The sequence below is a fragment of the Vibrio echinoideorum genome, from assembly GCF_024347455.1.
Classification (GTDB): domain Bacteria; phylum Pseudomonadota; class Gammaproteobacteria; order Enterobacterales; family Vibrionaceae; genus Vibrio; species Vibrio echinoideorum.
The window spans coordinates 3,306,122-3,324,722 of sequence record NZ_AP025483.1; the positions used below are offsets into that span (position 1 = coordinate 3,306,122).

An 18,601-nucleotide genomic window follows, 5' to 3' on the forward strand; every position below is an offset into this window, starting at 1 on the left:
ATTCTAGCGAATTCCATTGGTGAGGGACAGATCTATTTAAGATCTGATATCAATGGAGGCCGCTATGGCTCACCTTCGCATCCGTCCTAATGGGCGCATTCAGTTCGATCTTCATTTGTACGGCCAACGCTTTCGCGAAGGCACCAAACAAATGGCCACGCCCAAAAATGTCAGGCTTGCTCAAGCCACACTCAAGCAAATGAACGCCGAGATTGACCTTGGCACGTTTCAATACCGTGATTACTTTCCACACAGTAAAAAAGTGGCCTTGTTTGAACGCTTACAGCGCGAGAAGTACCCCGACCACCTGTACCCGTTTTTTAATGACTTTGCGATTCAGTGGTATGAGCGTCAAAAAGGCAATTGGAAAAGCAGCTACCAAGGTGTGGTCAAAAACACGCTGGAACACTACCTCATTCCGCACTTTGGTAATACGCTCGTTTCTGAGGTATCACTGTCTCAAGTGGAGTTTTTTCGTCAGACGCTGCAAGAAGCTCGTAAGGCCAATGGCGAGCGACAACTCACCAACAAGCGCATCAATAATATTTTATGGCCGCTGATTGCCATTCTGAGCCTCGCCGCCGAAGAGCATCACTTTGATTACCCATTTCGACGCTACAAATCCCTGAAAGAGGAAAAAGCGGATTCGAAACCGCTGACCATGGATGAAGTCCGTACTTTCTTAGAATGCTGTGATGAGCAGTGGCATGATTATTTTTTACTGCGATTTTGGACGGGCATGCGAAGTTGTGAAGTGCATGGCCTGTATTGGGAGCACATTGATTTTGACCATCGCTTGATTCGCGTGAGACAAAATTATGTGAATGGGGAAATTTGTGATGTGAAGACGCCGAAGTCACGTCGTGATTTGCAGATGTGCGACACCTTGTTCGCGGCGTTAAAACGTCAGTGGGAAATGAGAGATGAGTGCAGCCCATTTGTGTTTCCCTCTAAAACAGGACAAGGGTTAGATACGCATTACATCAGCAAGCATGTTTGGCACCCAACGTTGAAAAAAGCAGGCCTGAAACCACGTCGCGCTTACGAAACGCGCCATACGGCTGCGGTCCTGCACATTGCCGCGCATGAGAATCCGCTCTATATCTCACACAAACTCGGACACAGCGATACCAAATTGCTGTTTGAGGTGTACGCCCCTTATGTCGCCAATGCTTCCAGACAAGACGGAAACGCGTTTAACGATATGATGTTAGGAGGCGCGGCATGATGATACTGACCTTTAACCGCGCTCAATACTTCCATCAAAACCTAACGGATAATGATCAACTGTGCGCCTTTGCATTAGGCTCTGAACTGCCTTCGGTTTATACACTCATCGGCAACAAACAAGAAATGGCGTTAAGTTCATTGAACGAACAACGCCGTTTAGAAGCGATAGCCAAGCAATGTTATGAGCGTTTTATGGAAGATCCAACGTTGCAATTGGTACTCGATAAGTACGCCGACAGTATGATGACCTCTGGCATGGTTATGTTTCACGATGTTCGATTACACGCTCAGTCCCCTGGGCTGACTTTAGCGAAGTACTACTGCGCACTTAAACAAACGGATGGGCATTTGGATAGATCGATGGTGTGGGAAAAACACCTTCAATGGTGCCAAGCGTTATCTTTTGCTTTGTATGAACATTGCCAAGATCCACGCAGTGATATTTGTTATGGCGAGAAGACCGTCATTATCGATAAGCCGCATAACAGGCAGTGTTTCAGCTCAACCGATATCAGTACAGGCAAGTGCCTTGGCAGTGGCAAGACTAGCGCTCCTGATAACACGGGAATACCGATAACATGGGTGTCCCGTATTTTTCATTCAAGTTTAAACTCAGAAAGTGCGTCTTTCACGCTTAGTCATAATGTCACCTGTTTTAGTCTCGAGATGATCATACATCACCTCTTAATCAGGTGGCCAAATTAACTATGCCACTACAAACAATAGCCATGTGATTCATACCCGCTTGTTATATGCCTTTCATGTACCTATACTTAATGCGCACATTAAATACGCATAGGTAATTATCATGAGAAACGCATATAGCACGCAAGCGCCTAAAAAAGCTGCAAACTTAAGCTTAAATAGCGAATTACTCGCTGAAGCTAAGCGCCTGAATATAAACCTCTCAGCAACAATGGAAAAAGCGCTTGAAAAAGAAGTTAGCCAACGCCGTAAAACTGAGTGGTTGGAGCAGAATGCAGATGCTATCAGTGCTTGCAACGAACTAACCGAAAACCACAGTCTGTTTTCCGATTCTTACAGAATATTCTAATGTCACAGTTTTCACTATACCAAAATAACGATAAAAGCACTGCTACCGCTTATCCATACTTTGTTGATGTTCAAAGTGAAATGCTTGATACGCTAAATACCCGACTGGTGATCCCATTAACACCAGTTGAAATGTTAGAAAAGAAAGCCCCTACTCACCTATGCCCAGTAATCCATATTGATGAAGGTGACTTCGTGCTCCTCACTCACCAAATGGCAAGTGTGCCAACTAAGATCTTACGTGATCCAGTCAATGAATTGAGTACATTTAGAAACGAAATCATTGCTGCTATTGACTTTCTGATTACTGGCATGTAACGCTCGATATACGCCAATAGCTCCGGTGAGCTCACCTTCGCTTTCACCACCAAGTCCACATGAAAGGGGCTTTGTGAAGATCGATAGCAGAGGTATCAAGGAAAATTTTCATACAACAGCAAGCTCCTTCAATAGAAGACCGAACCACTGAGGAGTCACATTCCGAGGCACATGAAGAGAGCATGCCCCGCTTCAAGGCGTAGCCATTCTTGTTGAGATCGATGCTGAGACATTTACGAGTACCTTTAACGATCAAAGTTAAAGGCTACGACGTTTATTGAAAGGATTGAATGAGTCGATTTAAAGACGCTTACAACACATGGCTGTTGTTGTGTATCCGTGATGAACCTTAAATAAAGCTTCGCTTAAACTTCTCATGGTTTTCGACATTCGACCTCAAATCTTCTTTATCCCAAATTTGAAGTTCCCACGGAAAGTAAAAGTTACTTCTATTTTTAAAATAGATGTGAAGTCCTTTATAGCCTTGCTTATCGCGCAAATACCAGTTTTTCAAACCAAGTTCATCTTGCCAGTTATCCAGCTCTTCCATCACTTCTGCGATCTCGGACTTGGTTAATATAATCCTTGCCCCAAAAATATCATTGAGCCAATTGTTCACCGGATACTGATTGTCGCGCTCACTATAACGCGCAATTTTATCGTCGATACTTTCTCTTGTTTTTACTCGATAAAAGTATTTCAACTCAATATGGGAGGTCATGAGATAGTCATTGATACTTTCATGAAGCACTAAGCGGTATTTATAGATATGAGAGGCAGGAACGTTCGAGATTGTCCTAGATAGCTTCACTTGCTCAAACACCCCTTTATCAAAACAAGACTCAGAAAACTCTTTGTGAATTCTATTGATCTCTTCAATGAGTTTTTTAACTTGCTCTTTCATCCCACCTCCACGAATTTAACGGACTGATGAATAATCTGACATGATTAAATACAGATGGAAGTATAGCAAGTTTGGGAATGGAAGCTAAAGCAAAAGCCACAAAAGCGCCTCTCCGCATAAGCCAATCGCTTTCCATGATAGTACGCCGTATCTTGAAGGGAAACTTGAGTTGAACATGCTTGAGTCATCCTGACCACCAGTGAGCGAAATCTAAATTGATAAAGTAAGCCTAGGTACCGATTTAGAGACTGCCAAATACTTGGGTGTCCTGTATTTTTCACATCACATTAGTCTGTAGGGAATTTTTGCTTCTGATGTAGAACTCGCATAATACGGATAATTGAACCTTCAACCCAATATGAAACAATCATCGAAACTTCAGAAATAATGAGTAGTCTGCCTCGAGCGCCTTCACGTTGCGCTCCCATTAAAGGTTGCTCAAGCAAGTTTTCGACTTTGGCTTCAATAATATTATCGGTTCTTTCAGCTACCTCTGGATTAAAGTCGTAGAGGAATTCAAAGATCTTCTCTCGATCATTAAGTGACTCTTCTTCCCATAAAATCATTGTTGACCTCGGCTACGAATCCTCGCTTTACGGGCTTCCATTCGAGATTTGGCTGAATCATTGTCAATAAACACCGCTTTGCCAGAGTCATACTTTTCAAAAGCAAGTTTTACTTGTTCTGTTAACCAAGCATCATGAGATAGTGTCTTTCTTTGATGCTCTGCCATTTGTTCTGTCAGTTCACGGCAAGCATCACTAAGAGTGCGACCTTGGCTCTCAGCCAATTGCTGAGCTAGGCGTTTTGTTTCGTCATCAACACGAAATTGGATTCTAGCATCCATGAGTAGTTCCTTGAAAAGCACTGTACACACAAATGTTAGCACCAGCGCGCTAGATGGGCAACTAACTAGCCTTTAAGATTTCACGATGCTTTTACTGTACACATTCAATGAGAGCCTACTACAGAATTTATCGCCTGCATCCAAGGTTTTTCCGGAGCTGATTTTCCTTTAAATCACAACACCTCGGATACATTGCTCAGCTTAATTATTGGTTAATTGAACACGAATTTAGGGGATGTTTTGAATAGGGAGCGGCTTTAGGGTAAGCAATCAAAAATTGTAACGCAGTTATCGAGCGTTTTAACCAGCTAGGATGCGCAATTATTTACTACGATTGGTATTATGTATCAATAATCAACACCATCAGCACGCTAATAAAAATACGCTCGATTATTTGAGTTTAATCCCATAAATGTCAATATGGGCTTTGCTGCGCTTTCATTAAGTTTTGCAGTCGTTGCTTCCAACGGTCTGGGTTTGAGTTCATATAAACAGCCTAAATATAAGGTAAAAGACAAGTATAGTATGAGCCTTAAGCTACCTAATCATTCAAGAAATGTCACTCTTTCGATATTTATCAAGGCCGTTCTTTTCGTCTTTTATTTAAGGTCGTGTCCTTCTGTTCTCCCCTACCTGTCTGTATATCCTGCATGTTTTTCTCACCCAATACCTGCCCTTAAAGCTCTTCGAATCCCGTTTACTCGTATCTCGCATCTATACTCAAATTCCAGATACAAAAAAACGGCCACACTCGCGTGCAGCCGTTCTAGTATTCGATGAAAGTTAAATGATTACTTAACGATCACGTCACCTGACATTTCTGCTGGGATATCAACACCAGACAGAGACAGCATTGTTGGTGCTAAGTCAGACAGCTTGCCGCCTTCTTTGAACTCAACGTCTTTGCTGCCTACGTAGATAAGTGGCACTGGTAGGTTAGTGTGCGCCGTATGGATGCCGCCCGTTTCTGGGTTTACCATCATTTCCGCGTTACCGTGGTCCGCGGTGATAAGCAGTTGGCCATCGGCTTCTTTGATTGCTTCAACCACTTTGCCAAGACATTCGTCTAGCGACTCTACGGCTTTAACCGCTGCATCGTAAACGCCAGTGTGGCCAACCATGTCACAGTTAGGGAAGTTACACACGATAGCGTCGTATTTACCGCCTTTGATTGCGGCAACAAGCTTTTCAGTCAGCTCTGGCGCGCTCATTTCTGGTTGTAGGTCGTACGTTGCTACTTTTGGAGAAGCAACAAGCTGACGCTCTTCGCCTTCAAACTCGTCTTCTTTACCGCCGTTGAAGAAGAACGTCACATGCGCGTATTTCTCTGTTTCAGAGATACGTAGCTGCGTTTTGCCTTCTTTCGATAGCCATTCACCGTAAGTGTTCTCTAGAGAAGCCGGTGGGAATGCACATAGAAGTGGGATGTCTGCTGCGTATTGAGTCAGCATCACGAAATCGATCGCTGGGAATACGTTACGCTCAAAACCGTCGAAGTTAGGCACGAACGCACGTGTGATTTCACGAGCACGGTCAGCACGGTAGTTCATGAAGATAACCGCATCGCCATCAACGATAGCGGCTGATTCTTCGCCTTCCGCTTTGATTTCAGTCGCTTTCACGAACTCATCGTTTTCATCACGAGCGTAAGCCGCTTCTAGGCCAGCTACTGCTGTATCAAACGTAAATTCACCTTTCGCTTCAGTAAGAAGGTCATAAGATTCTTGAACGCGATCCCAGTTGTTATCACGGTCCATTGCGTAGTAGCGACCAATAAGCGAAGCCACACGGCCTTTACCCAGTTTAGCGAACAACTCTTGGAAACGTGCCAATGTGTTTTCTGCGCTACGTGGCGGCGTATCACGACCGTCTAGGAATGCGTGTAGGTAGATTTTCTCTGCGCCACGCTCTGCTGCCATTTCAACAGCTGCGTAGATGTGATCTTCATGAGAGTGAACGCCACCTGGAGACATAAGACCCATGATGTGCACGGCTTTGTCTGCTTTAACCGCTTTATCAACAGCATTCACTAGCGCTTCAGTTTGAGCGAACTCGCCGTCTGCGATTGATTTAGTAATGCGCGTTAAATCTTGGTATACCACGCGACCCGCACCAATGTTGGTGTGACCCACTTCAGAGTTACCCATTTGGCCATCAGGTAGGCCTACATCTAAGCCAGAAGCCGAGATTAGCGTGTTAGGTTGGTTAGCAATAAGACCGTCTAATACAGGTGTATTAGCGTTCGCGATAGCGTTGTCTTGGTTGTCTTCACGGTAACCGTAACCGTCAAGGATCACTAGAGCCATTGGCTTCTTAGCTGACATAGGACTGACCTCGTTCAATTCAAAATAAATCGGTATAAAAACAAATTAGCGTAATTTTACTACAGTTTACAGTCAAAACTGTAGTGGAAGATCAAGAAAGGGCGCAGGTAGGAGGATCCGATGTGAAAAAAAGATTCGTTTTAGGGTTGTTAGCTAAAATTACGTTTTCCTTACTTGAATCAAATAACTGACTCAAAACAAGCGGCACCACATATACAAACCATATATCTAGCCGTATAAAAAAACCGAACAAATATTAACCAAAACATAATCAACAACATGTACATCAGGTTGACTTTAGCGTAAGATTCATGCAATTAAAACTCACACAAAAAAACTGGCTAGAGTTCCTCATGTTATTAGAATTGTCATTTGTTGGCTTTTTCTCTTTTTCTTCGCTCTTCTTGATGCGAAAAGTCGCGAAAGCCGTCGGCTTAGTAGATAAGCCAAATGAAAGAAAATTGCATAACGGCGCAATTCCTCTTGTAGGCGGAATCGCGATCAGTTTATCGATCGGCCAATTTCTCGTCACGCACCCAGGTGTCATACCTCATAGTCAGCTATTTTTAGCCTCTATCGTGGCGCTTATTGTCATCGGCGCACTTGATGACAAATACGATATTAGCTTCAAGATACGACTTGTGGTTCAAGCACTCCTTTCTATTAGCATGATGTATTTTGCCGATATTCGACTAGAGAGCATTGGTAACCTGTTTGGAACTGGAGACTTACATTTAGGCTTTCTAAGTACAGCCGTAACGATTCTTGCTGTGATTGGCGCCATTAATGCGTTCAATATGGTTGATGGCATAGACGGATTGTTAGGTGGGCTTGCGATAGTGACCTTTGCAGGTATCGCGATTTTACTCAAAGTCGACAGCCAACACGGCTTAGCGTATTTATGCGTGGTGTTTATTGTCGCGACCATTCCTTATATCTTAATGAACCTCGGTATTCTTGGCCGTGAACGTAAAGTGTTCATGGGCGATGCTGGCAGCATGATGATTGGCTTTACCGTAATTTGGTTATTGCTAGGCGCAAGCCAAGATCCATCAGAAGCCATGATACGACCAATTACTGCACTGTGGTTGATTGCAGTGCCACTGATGGATATGGCCGCTATCATGTTCAGACGTGTACGACGCAGTGACTCCCCGTTCAAGCCCGACAGAGAACATTTACACCACATTTTCCAACGCCTTGGTTTTACCTCTCGCCAAACACTCGCCATCATTTGTGCTATCGCAAGTAGCTTCGCTGGCTTCGGTATCTACGGTGAATTCTTGGGAATCACAGAATCAACTATGTTCATCCTGTTTATGATTTGTTTTGCTTCTTACACTGTAGCCATGAGCTATGTTTGGCGCATCACAAGTTGGATTAGAAGTTATCGTAACCTTCCTGAGAAAGTGTACTAATGACTGAAAAGTGTATTAATGGCTTAGGTTTTCAAGTGAAGATGATTCCGAGCAAAAGCGCTCACATCTAAAACTTCTCAAGCTAAACGCAAAAAGGGCCCAACCTCATATTGAGATTGGGCCCTTTTTCTATGTGTGTCTTAGTTTGAGCTATTGTAACTTAACTGCTTTAACTCTCTAACTCTCTAACTCTCTAACTCTCTAATTTACCCAGCTAAGCACTGCGATAGTAGACTTGTCCGTTAACGGCACATCAAACTATTTCGCTTCTAACTTCTTCCACTTTCTTACGATCTTCGCCATCTTAAACGAATGCGTCATCGCGTAAGTGTGGAATAAGAAACACGCCACAATGATGTAGAACATAATGTATTCCGGCACTTGGAAGTATTCGCCTAATAGCCCCAGCGTTGAGTACACCAATTGCACCAAGCAAATCACCACTAAAGACTCGCGTGGTGTGAAACCGATGCGCTGCATAATGTGATGAAAGTGCTCGCGATCCGGTTTAAACGGAGAATGCCCCTTACGAATCCGACGGATCATAATGGCCATCATATCAATCAAAGGCACTGCAATTAACCACAAGGCGGTGACAGGTCGAATCATATACTTGCCCTCCTCGTGTTGCGTTCCGCCAATTAAAACCCAGATGACAATGAAGCCGATCATCATGCTGCCGGCATCACCCATAAACACTTTACGCAGCTTGCCAAAACACCCTAAATTAAACAGAACAAAGGGTAATAAGATCACCACCATCACTGCCATAAAAAAGGCGTAAAACTCGAGTTCATAAGCGAAGAACACCACACCTAACGATGCAAACACTACCATGCTTAAGCCACCCAGCAGCCCATCAATACCATCGACCATGTTAAAGGCGTTAATGGCAGCGATCACGGCAATCACAGTAACAATACTGTCGACCACTATTGGGAAATCTAGCACGCCTAAGCCGAATACATCACCAACATGAGAGAGGGTTAATCCAGAATAAGGCATGATGATCAGAGCTAAGATGGCTTGCACACCCATTCGAAGCTTAAAGCTGATGTCAAAGCGGTCGTCAGCCACCCCAATCAATACCAGTGCCGTTAAGCACGCTGCGGCTATCTCTACATTTTTGAACTCCGCCGCATTCACGTAAAGGAAGTACAACACGGTGATGCAGAGAGAGATCCCGCCCACCAAAGGAACAACACCTTCATGATGTTTTCTGGCATTCGGTTTATCGACTAAGCCAATGGCATAGCCCACTTTACGCATGCAGTACAACACTGAAAAGGAGAGAAAGAAGAACATAGAGAGTTCGATAAGGTAATCAAACAGTGACATGGGTTTAAGCCTTTTTTGGTTATTGTTTGTCTCTAGCTAACATCTTAGCGATGAATTTTTTAGCTCTTAATCGGTTAGGAAAATCGGTAATTTCTGTATCCACAATTGGGAATTACTTGTTGTTAAGCATTGCCGATTTTTCAACCATAATATCAACCACCGCTTCGTGATACTGAACCACATAGGTCTCAACTGGTTTCAAATTAACATAGGCCATGCAACGCTTAACCCTGAATTGCTTATTGCTTATTGCTTATTGTTTATTGTTTATTGTTTATTGTTGCGCGCTTTCAAACACTGTTACACTTTGTATTACATTGCACTACATAAAGGTATAAACATGAAAAATGAAATGCTGAGTACTCGTATTGATCACGATACTAAAGTCGCTTTTACAAATATTTGTGATGAGGTTGGTTTAAGCACTTCCCAGGCAATAAAACTATTCGCGAAAGCTGTAATCAACCACGGCGGAATACCTTTTGATTTGAGGGTACCACAGCCAAACGATGTGACTTCTGCTGCCATCATGGAGCTTATTGAAGGTAAGGGACATAAAACGAATTCAGTTGATTCTCTACTATCTGAACTCACAGAAGGTAAAGTTAACAATGTATGAGTTAGAATACTCAACTCAATTTAAGAAAGACTTCAAAAAAGTAAACAAGATGTCTATTCCTGACATTGTTGAAGTCGGGAACATAATATCCAAGCTGCAACGTGGTGAAACGCTCGATGCTAAAAATGTCGACCACTCATTAACTGGAAATTGGGTAGGGTTTCGAGACCCACATAAAGCCAGACCTATTACTCATCTACCGAATTTTCGACGGACAACTCCAACTGGCAAGGATTGGCTCGCATAGTGATTTGTTCTGACCTCAACACCGATACCAATCGTAGTAAATAATCGCTCTAAACGGCAAGGCTAACTCTTAATTGTATAAACTAGCTAATTGTAAAGACTAGTGAGAAAGTTGGGCTATTTCGTCTTTACTCAGCCCGGTGACTTCTACAACGGATTGATGATCCATTCCATTAAGTATCATTTTTCGAACCATCTCTTTTAGGGCTTCTTGACGCCCTTTTGCTTCACCTAATTGGATGCCTTCTGGCGGCCACGTTGAATGCCTCTTTACTCACCTTGTTGGCGTAACTGCTCTGCAATCGTCATAAGTGTACCCTCGTGTTTCGATACTGATGAAGCAAGTGACGTATCCATCGCCCTGGCTAGTATTAAGAGAATAAATTACGTCCGAATAATAAGGCCGTAAGTTTTCTTCAATAAAACTGCCTGACTCAAGCTTGAATGTCGTTAAATCACAGACTTCGTGCAGCTCAACGGGCAGGTGAATATCCAGTAAGTCTTTAGCCGTTTCAGGATGAGCCATAAACTGCTTAAAGAACGCATCGTGTGGCTGGAATTGTCTTTTTCATTTCATTATCTTAACACTGAATGAATGTTAAACCGTATCGCCAAATACATGTCCTGTATTTTTTCTGATGGATGCCACCGTTTCTTTTACTCACAAAATGGTCTACACTAAATTACTTAATAAGTAACTTAGTGTAGACCAGTGACTAAGGTAGAAAAACTAATTTCAGCTATGGCTGAATCAAGTAAATTTGGCAAAGGCGTATTCAGTAAGGCTGAACTTGCCTACCTTCTCAATGTCGAACAAACACCCCGTTTTAACAAATTTCTGTACGACTGTGTTAAAAAAGGCACCATTAATCGAATCGCTAATGGTCTTTTTGAAAGCACAATCACCCCTCCAAATCCCCGAACTGCAATATATGAAGTCGCCCGTAAATTAAGGCCTGGCTACCTAAATTATATAAGTTTAGAGAGTGAATTATCACGTACTGGAGAGATATCTCAAATCATTATGGATCGCCTGACTCTAATGACTCGGGGGCGAAGTGGGACATTTAAAACTCGCTACGGAGTGGTTGAGTTTACACATACTAAGCACAAAGTATCACAGCTTGAAAATGACCTATTCTTCGACGAAGAGGTGAAAATGTATCGAGCTATGCCTCATCGAGCATTAGCCGATTTAAAAAGCTGTAAACGAAACCTACAAATGATAAATCACTAACTGGGCTCTCTACTATGCTAAAACAAAAAATAGACGAAATTCTAAAACGTAACCCTGAGTTAGCACCCGTTGTTGAAGTGATCGAAAAAGAGATACTTCATCATGATATTTTGCATGTCATGACAGAACACGGGGCACTACAAAGACTCACCTTCATTGGCGGTACCTCACTACGCCTTTGCTACAACAGTTCTCGGTTATCTGAAGACTTAGACTTTAATGGTGGTCATGATTTTAAGCCATCGATGTTTGATGGGCTTGAGGATAAAATACAGAGCTTTTTGCAAAAGAAATATGAAATACCTGTATACGTCAATAAACCTAGCCCAGACAAGCAAGGGAATACATCATCGTGGAAAATCAGCATCGAGAAAGAACCAAACCGTGCTGATCTGCCCAGACAGAAAATGCACATTGATGTTTGTGCTTTACCCTCTTTCGATTTGACAAATCGAGTGCCTATAAATCACTACGGAATTGACACACCAACAGAAGGTATGCTGATCCGTTGCCAAACAATGGACGAGATTTTAGCTGATAAATTCATTGCTTTAGCATACAGGGCAAGGCGAATTAAGCCCCGTGATGTGTGGGATATTGTGTGGCTAAATCAAAGAGGCATTGAGGTCAATAACCAGTTAATCAACAACAAACTAGAGGCCCGTGACAAAGAACGTGATGACTTTTTGATTGCGCTGGGCAGGCAAATGAAAAACCTAACTGAAAATGATGCAGTTAAGGCTGACTTCAACAGCGAGATGAGTCGATTTGTACCTCAAACATTGCAAGCAAAAACGCTTGATGTACCTGAGTATTGGGACTATGTGAGAGAAACAATCAGTAACATGGGTAAGAGAGTTTCACAACCAAGCTCACCAACAAATAAATTTGATATGAGCCTTTAGCTTTATCTTAGGTTACTGTCTCATTTAGCAATGAGCATACCCCGTAAAATCTTCCCCCAATAGTTCCTGGTTTTCAACCTATTGGGCTCGTTAACAAGGATGAAAACTGTCTCAAATACGTCTCCGTCCTGAGACAGTTTGTTTGTAGGTTACTGTATTAAAGTAGAAAAAAAGGATCACGCCCCAATAGGGATGACGATTGGGAGCACCCAAAAACATAAGCGGCTTAAAAGAAAACCTTAGAGGGCTAAAAGCCTTCTAAGGTTTATCGGTAACAGGTTAACGCTAGATATCGTTAAATTTCAGCACAGCCCCACTCAGGAAAGTGCTTACGCACGTAGGCGTTCAAGTCTTTTTCTGATGAAGAATAAACTCGACCTTCTTCAGCTTTTTCATCCGATACCGATGCAACCATACCCGCGCCCACTGTCACATTATTGTGACGGTCAATCACAATGAACGAACCGGTTTGCGGCAATGTTTGGTAAGTATCGACAGCAATTTTGTCGGTCAATGTAATCTCAGACAAAGCAATCTCGTTAAGGTCTAACGTTTCGCTCTCTTCAGCGTGTTGCTCAAGGGTGTTCACATCAATTTTGTGAGGGATAGCGGTGACTTTACCTACACACGACTTAGTGGCGAACTTAAAGATGTACTCTTTGTGCGTGCGCATTGGGTTCTCACCCATCCATACGACGTGAGCGTTCACTTTATTGGTGACTTTAGGCTCATGACCGTTGTGCACTAGCATATCGCCGCGTGACACATCAATTTCATCTTCCAAGGTGATGGTAATCGCTTGCCCTGGACGTGCGGTATCCAATTCGCCATCGAAGGTGTAAATAGACTTCACACGAGAGGTCTTACCTGATGGTAACGCAGTTACTTCATCACCCACTTGAACTAGGCCAGACGCTAGCGTGCCGCAGAAGCCGCGGAAGTTCAGGTTCGGACGGTTCACGTACTGCACTGGGAAGCGCATGTGCTCAAGGTCTTTGTCTTGGTCAACCTTTACAGTTTCAAGCAGTTTCATCAGCGTTGCGCCAGGATACCAGTCCATTGCTTCGCTTGGCGTCACCACGTTGTCACCGTTCAGAGCTGAGATTGGCACAAAGCGAATGTCGTCGATGTTGAAGTTCTTCGCCATATCGCGGTAGTCCGCTTTAATCTTCTGGTACACCTCTTGGCTGTACTCCATTAAGTCCATTTTGTTGATAGCGACAATGATGTGCTTAATACCCAGCAGACTACAGATGTAACTGTGACGACGGGTTTGGGTTTGAATACCGTGACGCGCATCGACCATTACAATCGCTAGATCACACGTAGAAGCGCCCGTTACCATATTACGCGTGTACTGCTCATGTCCTGGAGTATCAGCAATGATGAACTTACGTTTATCGGTAGAGAAGTAACGGTACGCTACATCTATGGTGATACCCTGCTCGCGCTCTGACTGAAGGCCATCTACGAGAAGTGCTAAATCAAAATCACCATCGGTGGTGTTAAACTTCTGAGAATCTTTCTCAATCGCAGCCATTTGGTCTTCGTAAATCAGCTTTGAATCAAAAAGCAGACGACCAATCAATGTGGATTTACCATCATCAACGTTACCGCACGTTAAAAATCGCAATAAATCTTTGTTTTCATGGACTTTCAGATACGCTTCGATGTCCGTTGCGATAAGCTCTGAGCTGTGAGACATGTCATTCTCCTAATGTTCTTTATCGGGCTTCAATACCCTGTGTAATTCGTTTGTCTATCAAAGTATTATTGCTTTGATGAGTTAGAGAGTGTGCTCTCTAAAATTCTGGCGTTGACTGTATCACCTCCAGAATGACGTTCTTTTTTAATTGGCGTAGTACGCTGACAGTGTGTCGATGAACTTCTGTTTGTCATCGAGGGTGAGCGCATTAATGCCAGCTGCTGCTTTTCGACCACCACCAGAGGGAAACGATGAGCAAATGTCATCCGCGCCTACACGATTACTCAGTGGTGCGCGTACGCTCACCGTGTAATCTTGGTGGTTTGTGTTGAGCGTTAATACCGCATGTGCCAATTCTGGGCTTTGGTTGGCCAGTTCATTGCCAAACACGCCACTGATGCGCCTTGCCCATGCTTCACATGGCAGTTCAAACACTTTGCACTGCGTGTCCGAGTGCGTTGGGGTAATCCTCAGCACTTGGTTACGGTCGAGCTCGTACCCTTTCTTCAGCGTGTGATACGGCGAGTTCTCATCATCTAAAAGTGATAGAGGATCAACGTAGGTAGTCAGTTGCTTATAAAGTATTGCGGGCTCAATGTGCAAGTCATTTAGTGTCGCGCCATAACCGTTATAGTTAATCAACGTGCCCAGCTCTTTTAAGAACTCAGTTTCTGATTCGGTTAAGCCAATCTCTTGTGCCAGTTTTTCTGCGGAAGTAAACAGATTGTCACCAAAAGCAGCTGCGACCGCCCACTTAGCATGTTTGCCGCCAAGACGCTCATTAATCAATAAACTGGTGCACACTTCCGCGTCCAGATTGATGAGTGCATCCAGGTTATCTGACTGCGGGATATCGCCACTTCGGTGATGGTCGCAATAAAACACTTTGATGTTGTTTTCTAGAAGCGCTTCGAGCTCTGGCAGGTTTTTCTCCATGGAGATATCCAGCGCGGTTACTGATTTAGCGTTGTTGATATCCACCTGCTTTAGCAATTTGATGTCACGCTTCACGCCAGTAATCAGTTTGGAGTCTTTCGGCTCAGCGAATCGCAGTTGCAGCAGTGCAATGATGCCATCCGCATCACCGTTAAACACGTCGTAATGCATTAGGCACGATCTCCTAGCTGTAAGTAGCCTTTCTTTTCAAGCTCGGTCACAACAAAATCTGCGCATGCTTCAACGCTTAAATCAGCGGTTTGAAGGTGGATTTCAGGATTCACTGGCGCTTGATATTCAGAATCGATGCCTGTGAAATGCTTAATCTCACCAGCACGCGCCTTCTTATACAGACCTTTCGGGTCACGAGCTTCACACACCTCAAGTGGCGTATCGACAAACACCTCGATAAACTCACCTTCGGTGACGAGTTCACGTACTTGCTGACGATCAGAAATAAACGGTGAGATAAATGCGGTTAATACAATATTGCCCGCATCCACAAACAGTTTCGCCACCTCTCCGATGCGTCGAATATTTTCAACGCGGTCGGCGTCTGAAAAACCTAGGTCTTTGTTTAAACCATGGCGCACATTGTCCCCATCTAATAGGTAGCTATACTTGCCCATTTGCAACAATTTGCTTTCCACGGCATTGGCAACGGTCGACTTACCTGACCCACTAAGGCCGGTAAACCAAAGTATCACCGGCTTCTGCCCTTTAAGCGCAACACGGTCTTCATGAGTCACAGTTGAGTTATGCCATACGACATCACCGCTCACAGAGTCATGGTTTTTACGTTGGTATGGAGTCGTCATAGCGGTTTAGAAATACCCTTCGCGTTTCTTCTTCTCCATCGAACCAGAAGAATCGTGGTCAATGGCGCGACCTTGACGCTCAGAAGTCGTGGTCAGCAGCATCTCTTGAATGATTTCAGGTAGGGTAGCGGCTTCAGATTCAACGGCGCCCGTTAGCGGGTAACAGCCAAGGGTACGAAAACGCACCATCTTCTCTTCAACCACTTCGCCTTCTTTAAGCTCCATGCGCTCATCATCTTTCATGATAAGCATGCCGTCACGCTCAATCACAGGGCGCTTGTCTGCTAGGTACAAACCTGGGATTTCGATGCTCTCTAGGTAGATGTACTGCCAGATGTCCAGCTCAGTCCAGTTTGATAGCGGAAACACACGAATGCTTTCGCCTTTGTTCACTTTACCGTTGTACACATTCCATAGCTCAGGGCGTTGGTTTTTCGGATCCCAGCGATGGTGCTCATCACGAAACGAATACACACGCTCTTTGGCACGTGATTTCTCTTCGTCACGACGTGCGCCGCCAAACGCAGCATCAAAACCATGCTTGTCTAGCGCTTGCTTCAAGCCTTGTGTTTTCATTATGTCAGTATGTAGAGAACTACCATGCTCAAATGGGCTGATGCCCATTTCCAGGCCTTCAGAGTTTTGATGCACAATCAACTTCATTCCGACTTTTTCAGCCATGTAGTCACGAAACTCAATCATTTCTTTGAACTTCCACGTGGTGTCTACGTGCATAAGCGGAAAGGGTGGAATCGCGGGAGCAAACGCTTTTTGCGCAAGATGTAGCATCACCGATGAATCTTTACCCACCGAGTACAGCATCACAGGGTTATCAAACTCGGCCGCTACTTCGCGCATAATATGAATAGACTCAGCTTCCAGTTGCTTGAGATGAGTCATGCGCTCTTGAGAAATGTTCATTTCAAAGAAGTCCTTAATTTATAATCCAATAAAGGCAGGGATTGCGGTTAACACAATCACGCCATAAAGCAGGCACATGGGTACGCCCACTTTTACGAAATCTTGTAGCTTATATTGTCCTGCATTGAACACCATTAAATTGGTCTGGTATCCATAGGGGCTAATAAAGCTGGCACTGGCGCCAAACGCCACCGCGAGAATGTAGGCTTGTGGGTTAGCCGATAAATTCGAAGCAAGTTCAAGACTTATCGGAAACACCAATGCGGCAGCCGCATTGTTGGTCACTAACTCGGTCATTAACCATGCTAACAAATACACAACCACAAGCCCAATAAAGGGTGTAAACAATTGGTCATAAGAATGAACCAAAGATTCCATTCCATCTAATGCGCCGCTGTTAGACAGCGCTTGAGAAAGCAGTAATGCAGACGAAATAATTAACCAAATGTTTTTTGGTACTCGTTGCAGTACTTCATTAGCAGAGAGACAGCCCGTCAATAAGAAAATGCCAAGCAGTATTAGCATAACTTTAAACAAGGATACAACGCCAATGGCGGCCAATAATATTGCGCCTAAGAAACCGCCAATGGCTAGCTTCTCTTTCCATCCCTCTAAGCAATGATCGGTTTCAAGCTCACTAAGCAAAAAGAAGTTTTTGCTAATGTTGTTTCTTGAAGAGAAGTCCTCACCGACAGCCAAAACCAAATAATCACCAGCTTGTAGCTCCACATCACCCAACTTTCCTGATAACGCTTCACCGTCACGCTTGATAGCCACGACCGCAGCATCAAACAATGCTCGAAAGCCTGCATATTTTAATGTTTTACCGACTAAATGACTTTCAGGACGAATGACCACTTCAGATAGGTTATTCAAAGGCAAGCCACTGTCACTAGCAAATAATGAAAGGCCGTCAAACTGCGTTAGGATGGTCACTTTTTTTACATCACCACTAAACAGTAATCGATCGTTAGGTTGAATGACTTCATGAGGGGTGACTGGAGAAATTAAACGACCCTGACGTAATATTTCCACCAAAAATAATGATTCTAGATGGCGCAGGCCGTTTTGCTCGACAGTTTTTCCTACTAAATCTGATTGAGCAGACACTTTCGTATCGATAATGTAGTCACGCATCTGCACATGACTTTTTCCATAATCGGGCAATAATGGACTTAATAGATACAGCAACAAGCCACAACCAACTACTAGGCAAAGACCAACAGCCGTAAAATCAAAAAATTCAAGACTAGGCAAACCAGAGTCGATCACTAAGCTATTGACGATCAAGTTGGTTGACGTGCCAACTAGGGTTAGCGTCCCACCCAGAATCGCCGCATAAGAAAGCGGAAGCAACAGTTTACTGGCTTTATGATGTGGGTTATTACGAATAGGCGCTAGCATGGTCGAAACCACCGCCGTATTGTTTAAAATAGCAGACGAAAACGTAGTAAGACTAAAAAGGCGCAACCAGGTGAGGCGATAATTAGGCCCAATGATGTAATTAGTAATCAAACGCAGTAGTTTGGTTTTTTCCAGCGCTACAGAACAAACCATTAGCAAGATTAAAGTCAGTAACCCCTTGTTGGAAAAGCTAACAATCACCTGCTGAGTGCTCACTAAAGAGCTCACGTATAAGGCGAGCAACAAAACACCGAACACTTTGTCAGAATGAGCCTGAAAACGAATTAACCCAAAGATAGTCGCAATGAATAAAACCAGCACCTGCATCGCCGGACTAACAAACCACTCTAACAAAACCCATTCCCCAAACAATTAAAA

Annotated in this window: 18 protein-coding genes and 2 pseudogenes; 9 read left to right on the plus strand and 11 right to left on the minus strand. The window is 43.8% G+C overall.

The features are described 5' to 3' along the window. Positions 1 to 64 precede the first annotated feature (64 nt). From OCV36_RS14970 to OCV36_RS14985, 4 genes are all read left to right on the plus strand, one after another. Entirely contained in the window at positions 65 to 1,228 is a 1,164-nt protein-coding gene (locus tag OCV36_RS14970; protein WP_135455620.1) for a tyrosine-type recombinase/integrase, read from the plus strand. Then, entirely contained in the window at positions 1,225 to 1,935 is a 711-nt protein-coding gene (locus OCV36_RS14975) for a hypothetical protein (RefSeq protein ID WP_245300914.1), read from the plus strand. The genes OCV36_RS14970 and OCV36_RS14975 overlap by 4 nt, the downstream gene beginning before the upstream one ends. A 103-nt stretch (positions 1,936 to 2,038) precedes the next feature. Next, a complete protein-coding gene (locus tag OCV36_RS14980; protein WP_135455622.1) occupies positions 2,039 to 2,284 on the plus strand; it encodes a type II toxin-antitoxin system CcdA family antitoxin in 246 nt (81 codons plus the stop codon). Then, positions 2,284 to 2,601 (plus strand): CcdB family protein, encoded by a 318-nt coding sequence (locus tag OCV36_RS14985; protein ID WP_135455624.1) that lies wholly within the window; start codon positions 2,284 to 2,286, stop codon positions 2,599 to 2,601. The genes OCV36_RS14980 and OCV36_RS14985 overlap by 1 nt, the downstream gene beginning before the upstream one ends. 349 nt (positions 2,602 to 2,950) lie before the next feature. On the opposite strand, the gene OCV36_RS14990 is transcribed toward OCV36_RS14985, so the two are convergent. The 4 genes from OCV36_RS14990 to gpmM all read right to left on the minus strand — a co-directional run bounded on the left by OCV36_RS14990 (position 2,951) and on the right by gpmM (position 6,676). Further along, positions 2,951 to 3,505, minus strand: coding sequence for a nucleotidyltransferase family protein (locus OCV36_RS14990; RefSeq protein ID WP_135455626.1), 555 nt, complete (start codon positions 3,503 to 3,505; stop codon positions 2,951 to 2,953). A 287-nt stretch (positions 3,506 to 3,792) separates the two neighbouring features. Beyond that, complete coding sequence (locus tag OCV36_RS14995; RefSeq protein ID WP_135455628.1) at positions 3,793 to 4,071, minus strand: type II toxin-antitoxin system RelE/ParE family toxin; 279 nt, start codon at positions 4,069 to 4,071, stop codon at positions 3,793 to 3,795. Then, positions 4,068 to 4,352, minus strand: a complete 285-nt coding sequence (locus OCV36_RS15000; protein WP_167853018.1) for a type II toxin-antitoxin system RelB/DinJ family antitoxin — start codon at positions 4,350 to 4,352, stop codon at positions 4,068 to 4,070. Before OCV36_RS15000 ends, OCV36_RS14995 begins: the two co-directional genes overlap by 4 nt. A gap of 791 nt (positions 4,353 to 5,143) precedes the next feature. Next, entirely contained in the window at positions 5,144 to 6,676 is a 1,533-nt protein-coding gene (gene gpmM / locus OCV36_RS15005) for a 2,3-bisphosphoglycerate-independent phosphoglycerate mutase (protein WP_135455632.1), read from the minus strand. 353 nt (positions 6,677 to 7,029) lie between these two features. Between gpmM and wecA (OCV36_RS15010) the strand changes: the two genes are divergently transcribed. Then, a complete protein-coding gene (gene wecA, locus OCV36_RS15010; RefSeq protein WP_135455633.1) occupies positions 7,030 to 8,094 on the plus strand; it encodes a UDP-N-acetylglucosamine--undecaprenyl-phosphate N-acetylglucosaminephosphotransferase in 1,065 nt (354 codons plus the stop codon). A gap of 258 nt (positions 8,095 to 8,352) precedes the next feature. Here the strand turns inward: wecA (OCV36_RS15010) and wecA (OCV36_RS15015) are convergent, their stop codons facing one another. Then, positions 8,353 to 9,432 (minus strand): UDP-N-acetylglucosamine--undecaprenyl-phosphate N-acetylglucosaminephosphotransferase, encoded by a 1,080-nt coding sequence (gene wecA, locus OCV36_RS15015; protein ID WP_135455635.1) that lies wholly within the window; start codon positions 9,430 to 9,432, stop codon positions 8,353 to 8,355. 340 nt (positions 9,433 to 9,772) lie between these two features. Here wecA (OCV36_RS15015) and OCV36_RS15020 point away from each other — a divergent pair, with 340 nt between their 5' ends. Both OCV36_RS15020 and OCV36_RS15025 read left to right on the plus strand, forming a co-directional pair. Further along, positions 9,773 to 10,051, plus strand: a complete 279-nt coding sequence (locus OCV36_RS15020) for a type II toxin-antitoxin system RelB/DinJ family antitoxin (protein WP_050652034.1) — start codon at positions 9,773 to 9,775, stop codon at positions 10,049 to 10,051. Then, a pseudogene (locus OCV36_RS15025) lies at positions 10,044 to 10,311 on the plus strand (type II toxin-antitoxin system YafQ family toxin). The gene OCV36_RS15020 and the pseudogene OCV36_RS15025 overlap by 8 nt, the downstream one beginning before the upstream one ends. Positions 10,312 to 10,631: 320 nt before the next feature. On the opposite strand, the pseudogene OCV36_RS25550 reads toward OCV36_RS15025, so the two are convergent. Beyond that, positions 10,632 to 10,823 (minus strand): annotated as a pseudogene (locus OCV36_RS25550) (Rpn family recombination-promoting nuclease/putative transposase); the annotation flags it as partial. A gap of 186 nt (positions 10,824 to 11,009) precedes the next feature. Between OCV36_RS25550 and abiEi the strand changes: the two are divergent. Next, positions 11,010 to 11,534, plus strand: a complete 525-nt coding sequence (gene abiEi, locus OCV36_RS15035) for a type IV toxin-antitoxin system AbiEi family antitoxin (protein ID WP_135455637.1) — start codon at positions 11,010 to 11,012, stop codon at positions 11,532 to 11,534. A 14-nt stretch (positions 11,535 to 11,548) separates the two neighbouring features. Next, positions 11,549 to 12,439, plus strand: coding sequence for a nucleotidyl transferase AbiEii/AbiGii toxin family protein (locus OCV36_RS15040; RefSeq protein WP_135455639.1), 891 nt, complete (start codon positions 11,549 to 11,551; stop codon positions 12,437 to 12,439). A 295-nt stretch (positions 12,440 to 12,734) separates the two neighbouring features. Here the strand turns inward: OCV36_RS15040 and cysN are convergent, their stop codons facing one another. The 5 genes from cysN to OCV36_RS15065 all read right to left on the minus strand — a co-directional run bounded on the left by cysN (position 12,735) and on the right by OCV36_RS15065 (position 18,577). Beyond that, on the minus strand, positions 12,735 to 14,144 hold the full coding sequence (gene cysN / locus OCV36_RS15045) for a sulfate adenylyltransferase subunit CysN (protein WP_135455641.1): 1,410 nt from the start codon (positions 14,142 to 14,144) through the stop codon (positions 12,735 to 12,737). Positions 14,145 to 14,288: 144 nt separating this feature from the next. Then, positions 14,289 to 15,251 carry a DHH family phosphoesterase gene (locus tag OCV36_RS15050; protein ID WP_135455643.1) on the minus strand — a complete coding sequence of 321 codons (963 nt, stop codon included), beginning with the start codon at positions 15,249 to 15,251 and terminating at the stop codon, positions 14,289 to 14,291. Next, a complete protein-coding gene (cysC, locus tag OCV36_RS15055) occupies positions 15,251 to 15,898 on the minus strand; it encodes an adenylyl-sulfate kinase (protein ID WP_135455644.1) in 648 nt (215 codons plus the stop codon). The genes OCV36_RS15050 and cysC overlap by 1 nt, the downstream gene beginning before the upstream one ends. A 6-nt stretch (positions 15,899 to 15,904) precedes the next feature. Further along, complete coding sequence (gene cysD / locus OCV36_RS15060; RefSeq protein WP_210114716.1) at positions 15,905 to 16,813, minus strand: sulfate adenylyltransferase subunit CysD; 909 nt, start codon at positions 16,811 to 16,813, stop codon at positions 15,905 to 15,907. Positions 16,814 to 16,837: 24 nt separating this feature from the next. After that, on the minus strand, positions 16,838 to 18,577 hold the full coding sequence (locus OCV36_RS15065) for an SLC13 family permease (protein WP_210114712.1): 1,740 nt from the start codon (positions 18,575 to 18,577) through the stop codon (positions 16,838 to 16,840). Positions 18,578 to 18,601: the final 24 nt, after the last annotated feature.

Bases quoted from the DNA above. Each gene is read 5' to 3' on its own strand.
- OCV36_RS14970 (WP_135455620.1), top strand. From the start codon at position 65: ATGGCTCACCTTCGCATCCGTCCTAATGGGCGCATTCAGTTCGATCTT.
- OCV36_RS14975 (WP_245300914.1), top strand. From the start codon at position 1,225: ATGATGATACTGACCTTTAACCGCGCTCAATACTTCCATCAAAACCTA.
- OCV36_RS14980 (WP_135455622.1), top strand. From the start codon at position 2,039: ATGAGAAACGCATATAGCACGCAAGCGCCTAAAAAAGCTGCAAACTTA.
- OCV36_RS14985 (WP_135455624.1), top strand. From the start codon at position 2,284: ATGTCACAGTTTTCACTATACCAAAATAACGATAAAAGCACTGCTACC.
- OCV36_RS14990 (WP_135455626.1), bottom strand. From the start codon at position 3,505: ATGAAAGAGCAAGTTAAAAAACTCATTGAAGAGATCAATAGAATTCAC.
- OCV36_RS14995 (WP_135455628.1), bottom strand. From the start codon at position 4,071: ATGATTTTATGGGAAGAAGAGTCACTTAATGATCGAGAGAAGATCTTT.
- OCV36_RS15000 (WP_167853018.1), bottom strand. From the start codon at position 4,352: ATGGATGCTAGAATCCAATTTCGTGTTGATGACGAAACAAAACGCCTA.
- gpmM (WP_135455632.1), bottom strand. From the start codon at position 6,676: ATGTCAGCTAAGAAGCCAATGGCTCTAGTGATCCTTGACGGTTACGGT.
- wecA (WP_135455633.1), top strand. From the start codon at position 7,030: ATGTTATTAGAATTGTCATTTGTTGGCTTTTTCTCTTTTTCTTCGCTC.
- wecA (WP_135455635.1), bottom strand. From the start codon at position 9,432: ATGTCACTGTTTGATTACCTTATCGAACTCTCTATGTTCTTCTTTCTC.
- OCV36_RS15020 (WP_050652034.1), top strand. From the start codon at position 9,773: ATGAAAAATGAAATGCTGAGTACTCGTATTGATCACGATACTAAAGTC.
- OCV36_RS15040 (WP_135455639.1), top strand. From the start codon at position 11,549: ATGCTAAAACAAAAAATAGACGAAATTCTAAAACGTAACCCTGAGTTA.
- cysN (WP_135455641.1), bottom strand. From the start codon at position 14,144: ATGTCTCACAGCTCAGAGCTTATCGCAACGGACATCGAAGCGTATCTG.
- OCV36_RS15050 (WP_135455643.1), bottom strand. From the start codon at position 15,251: ATGCATTACGACGTGTTTAACGGTGATGCGGATGGCATCATTGCACTG.
- cysC (WP_135455644.1), bottom strand. From the start codon at position 15,898: ATGACGACTCCATACCAACGTAAAAACCATGACTCTGTGAGCGGTGAT.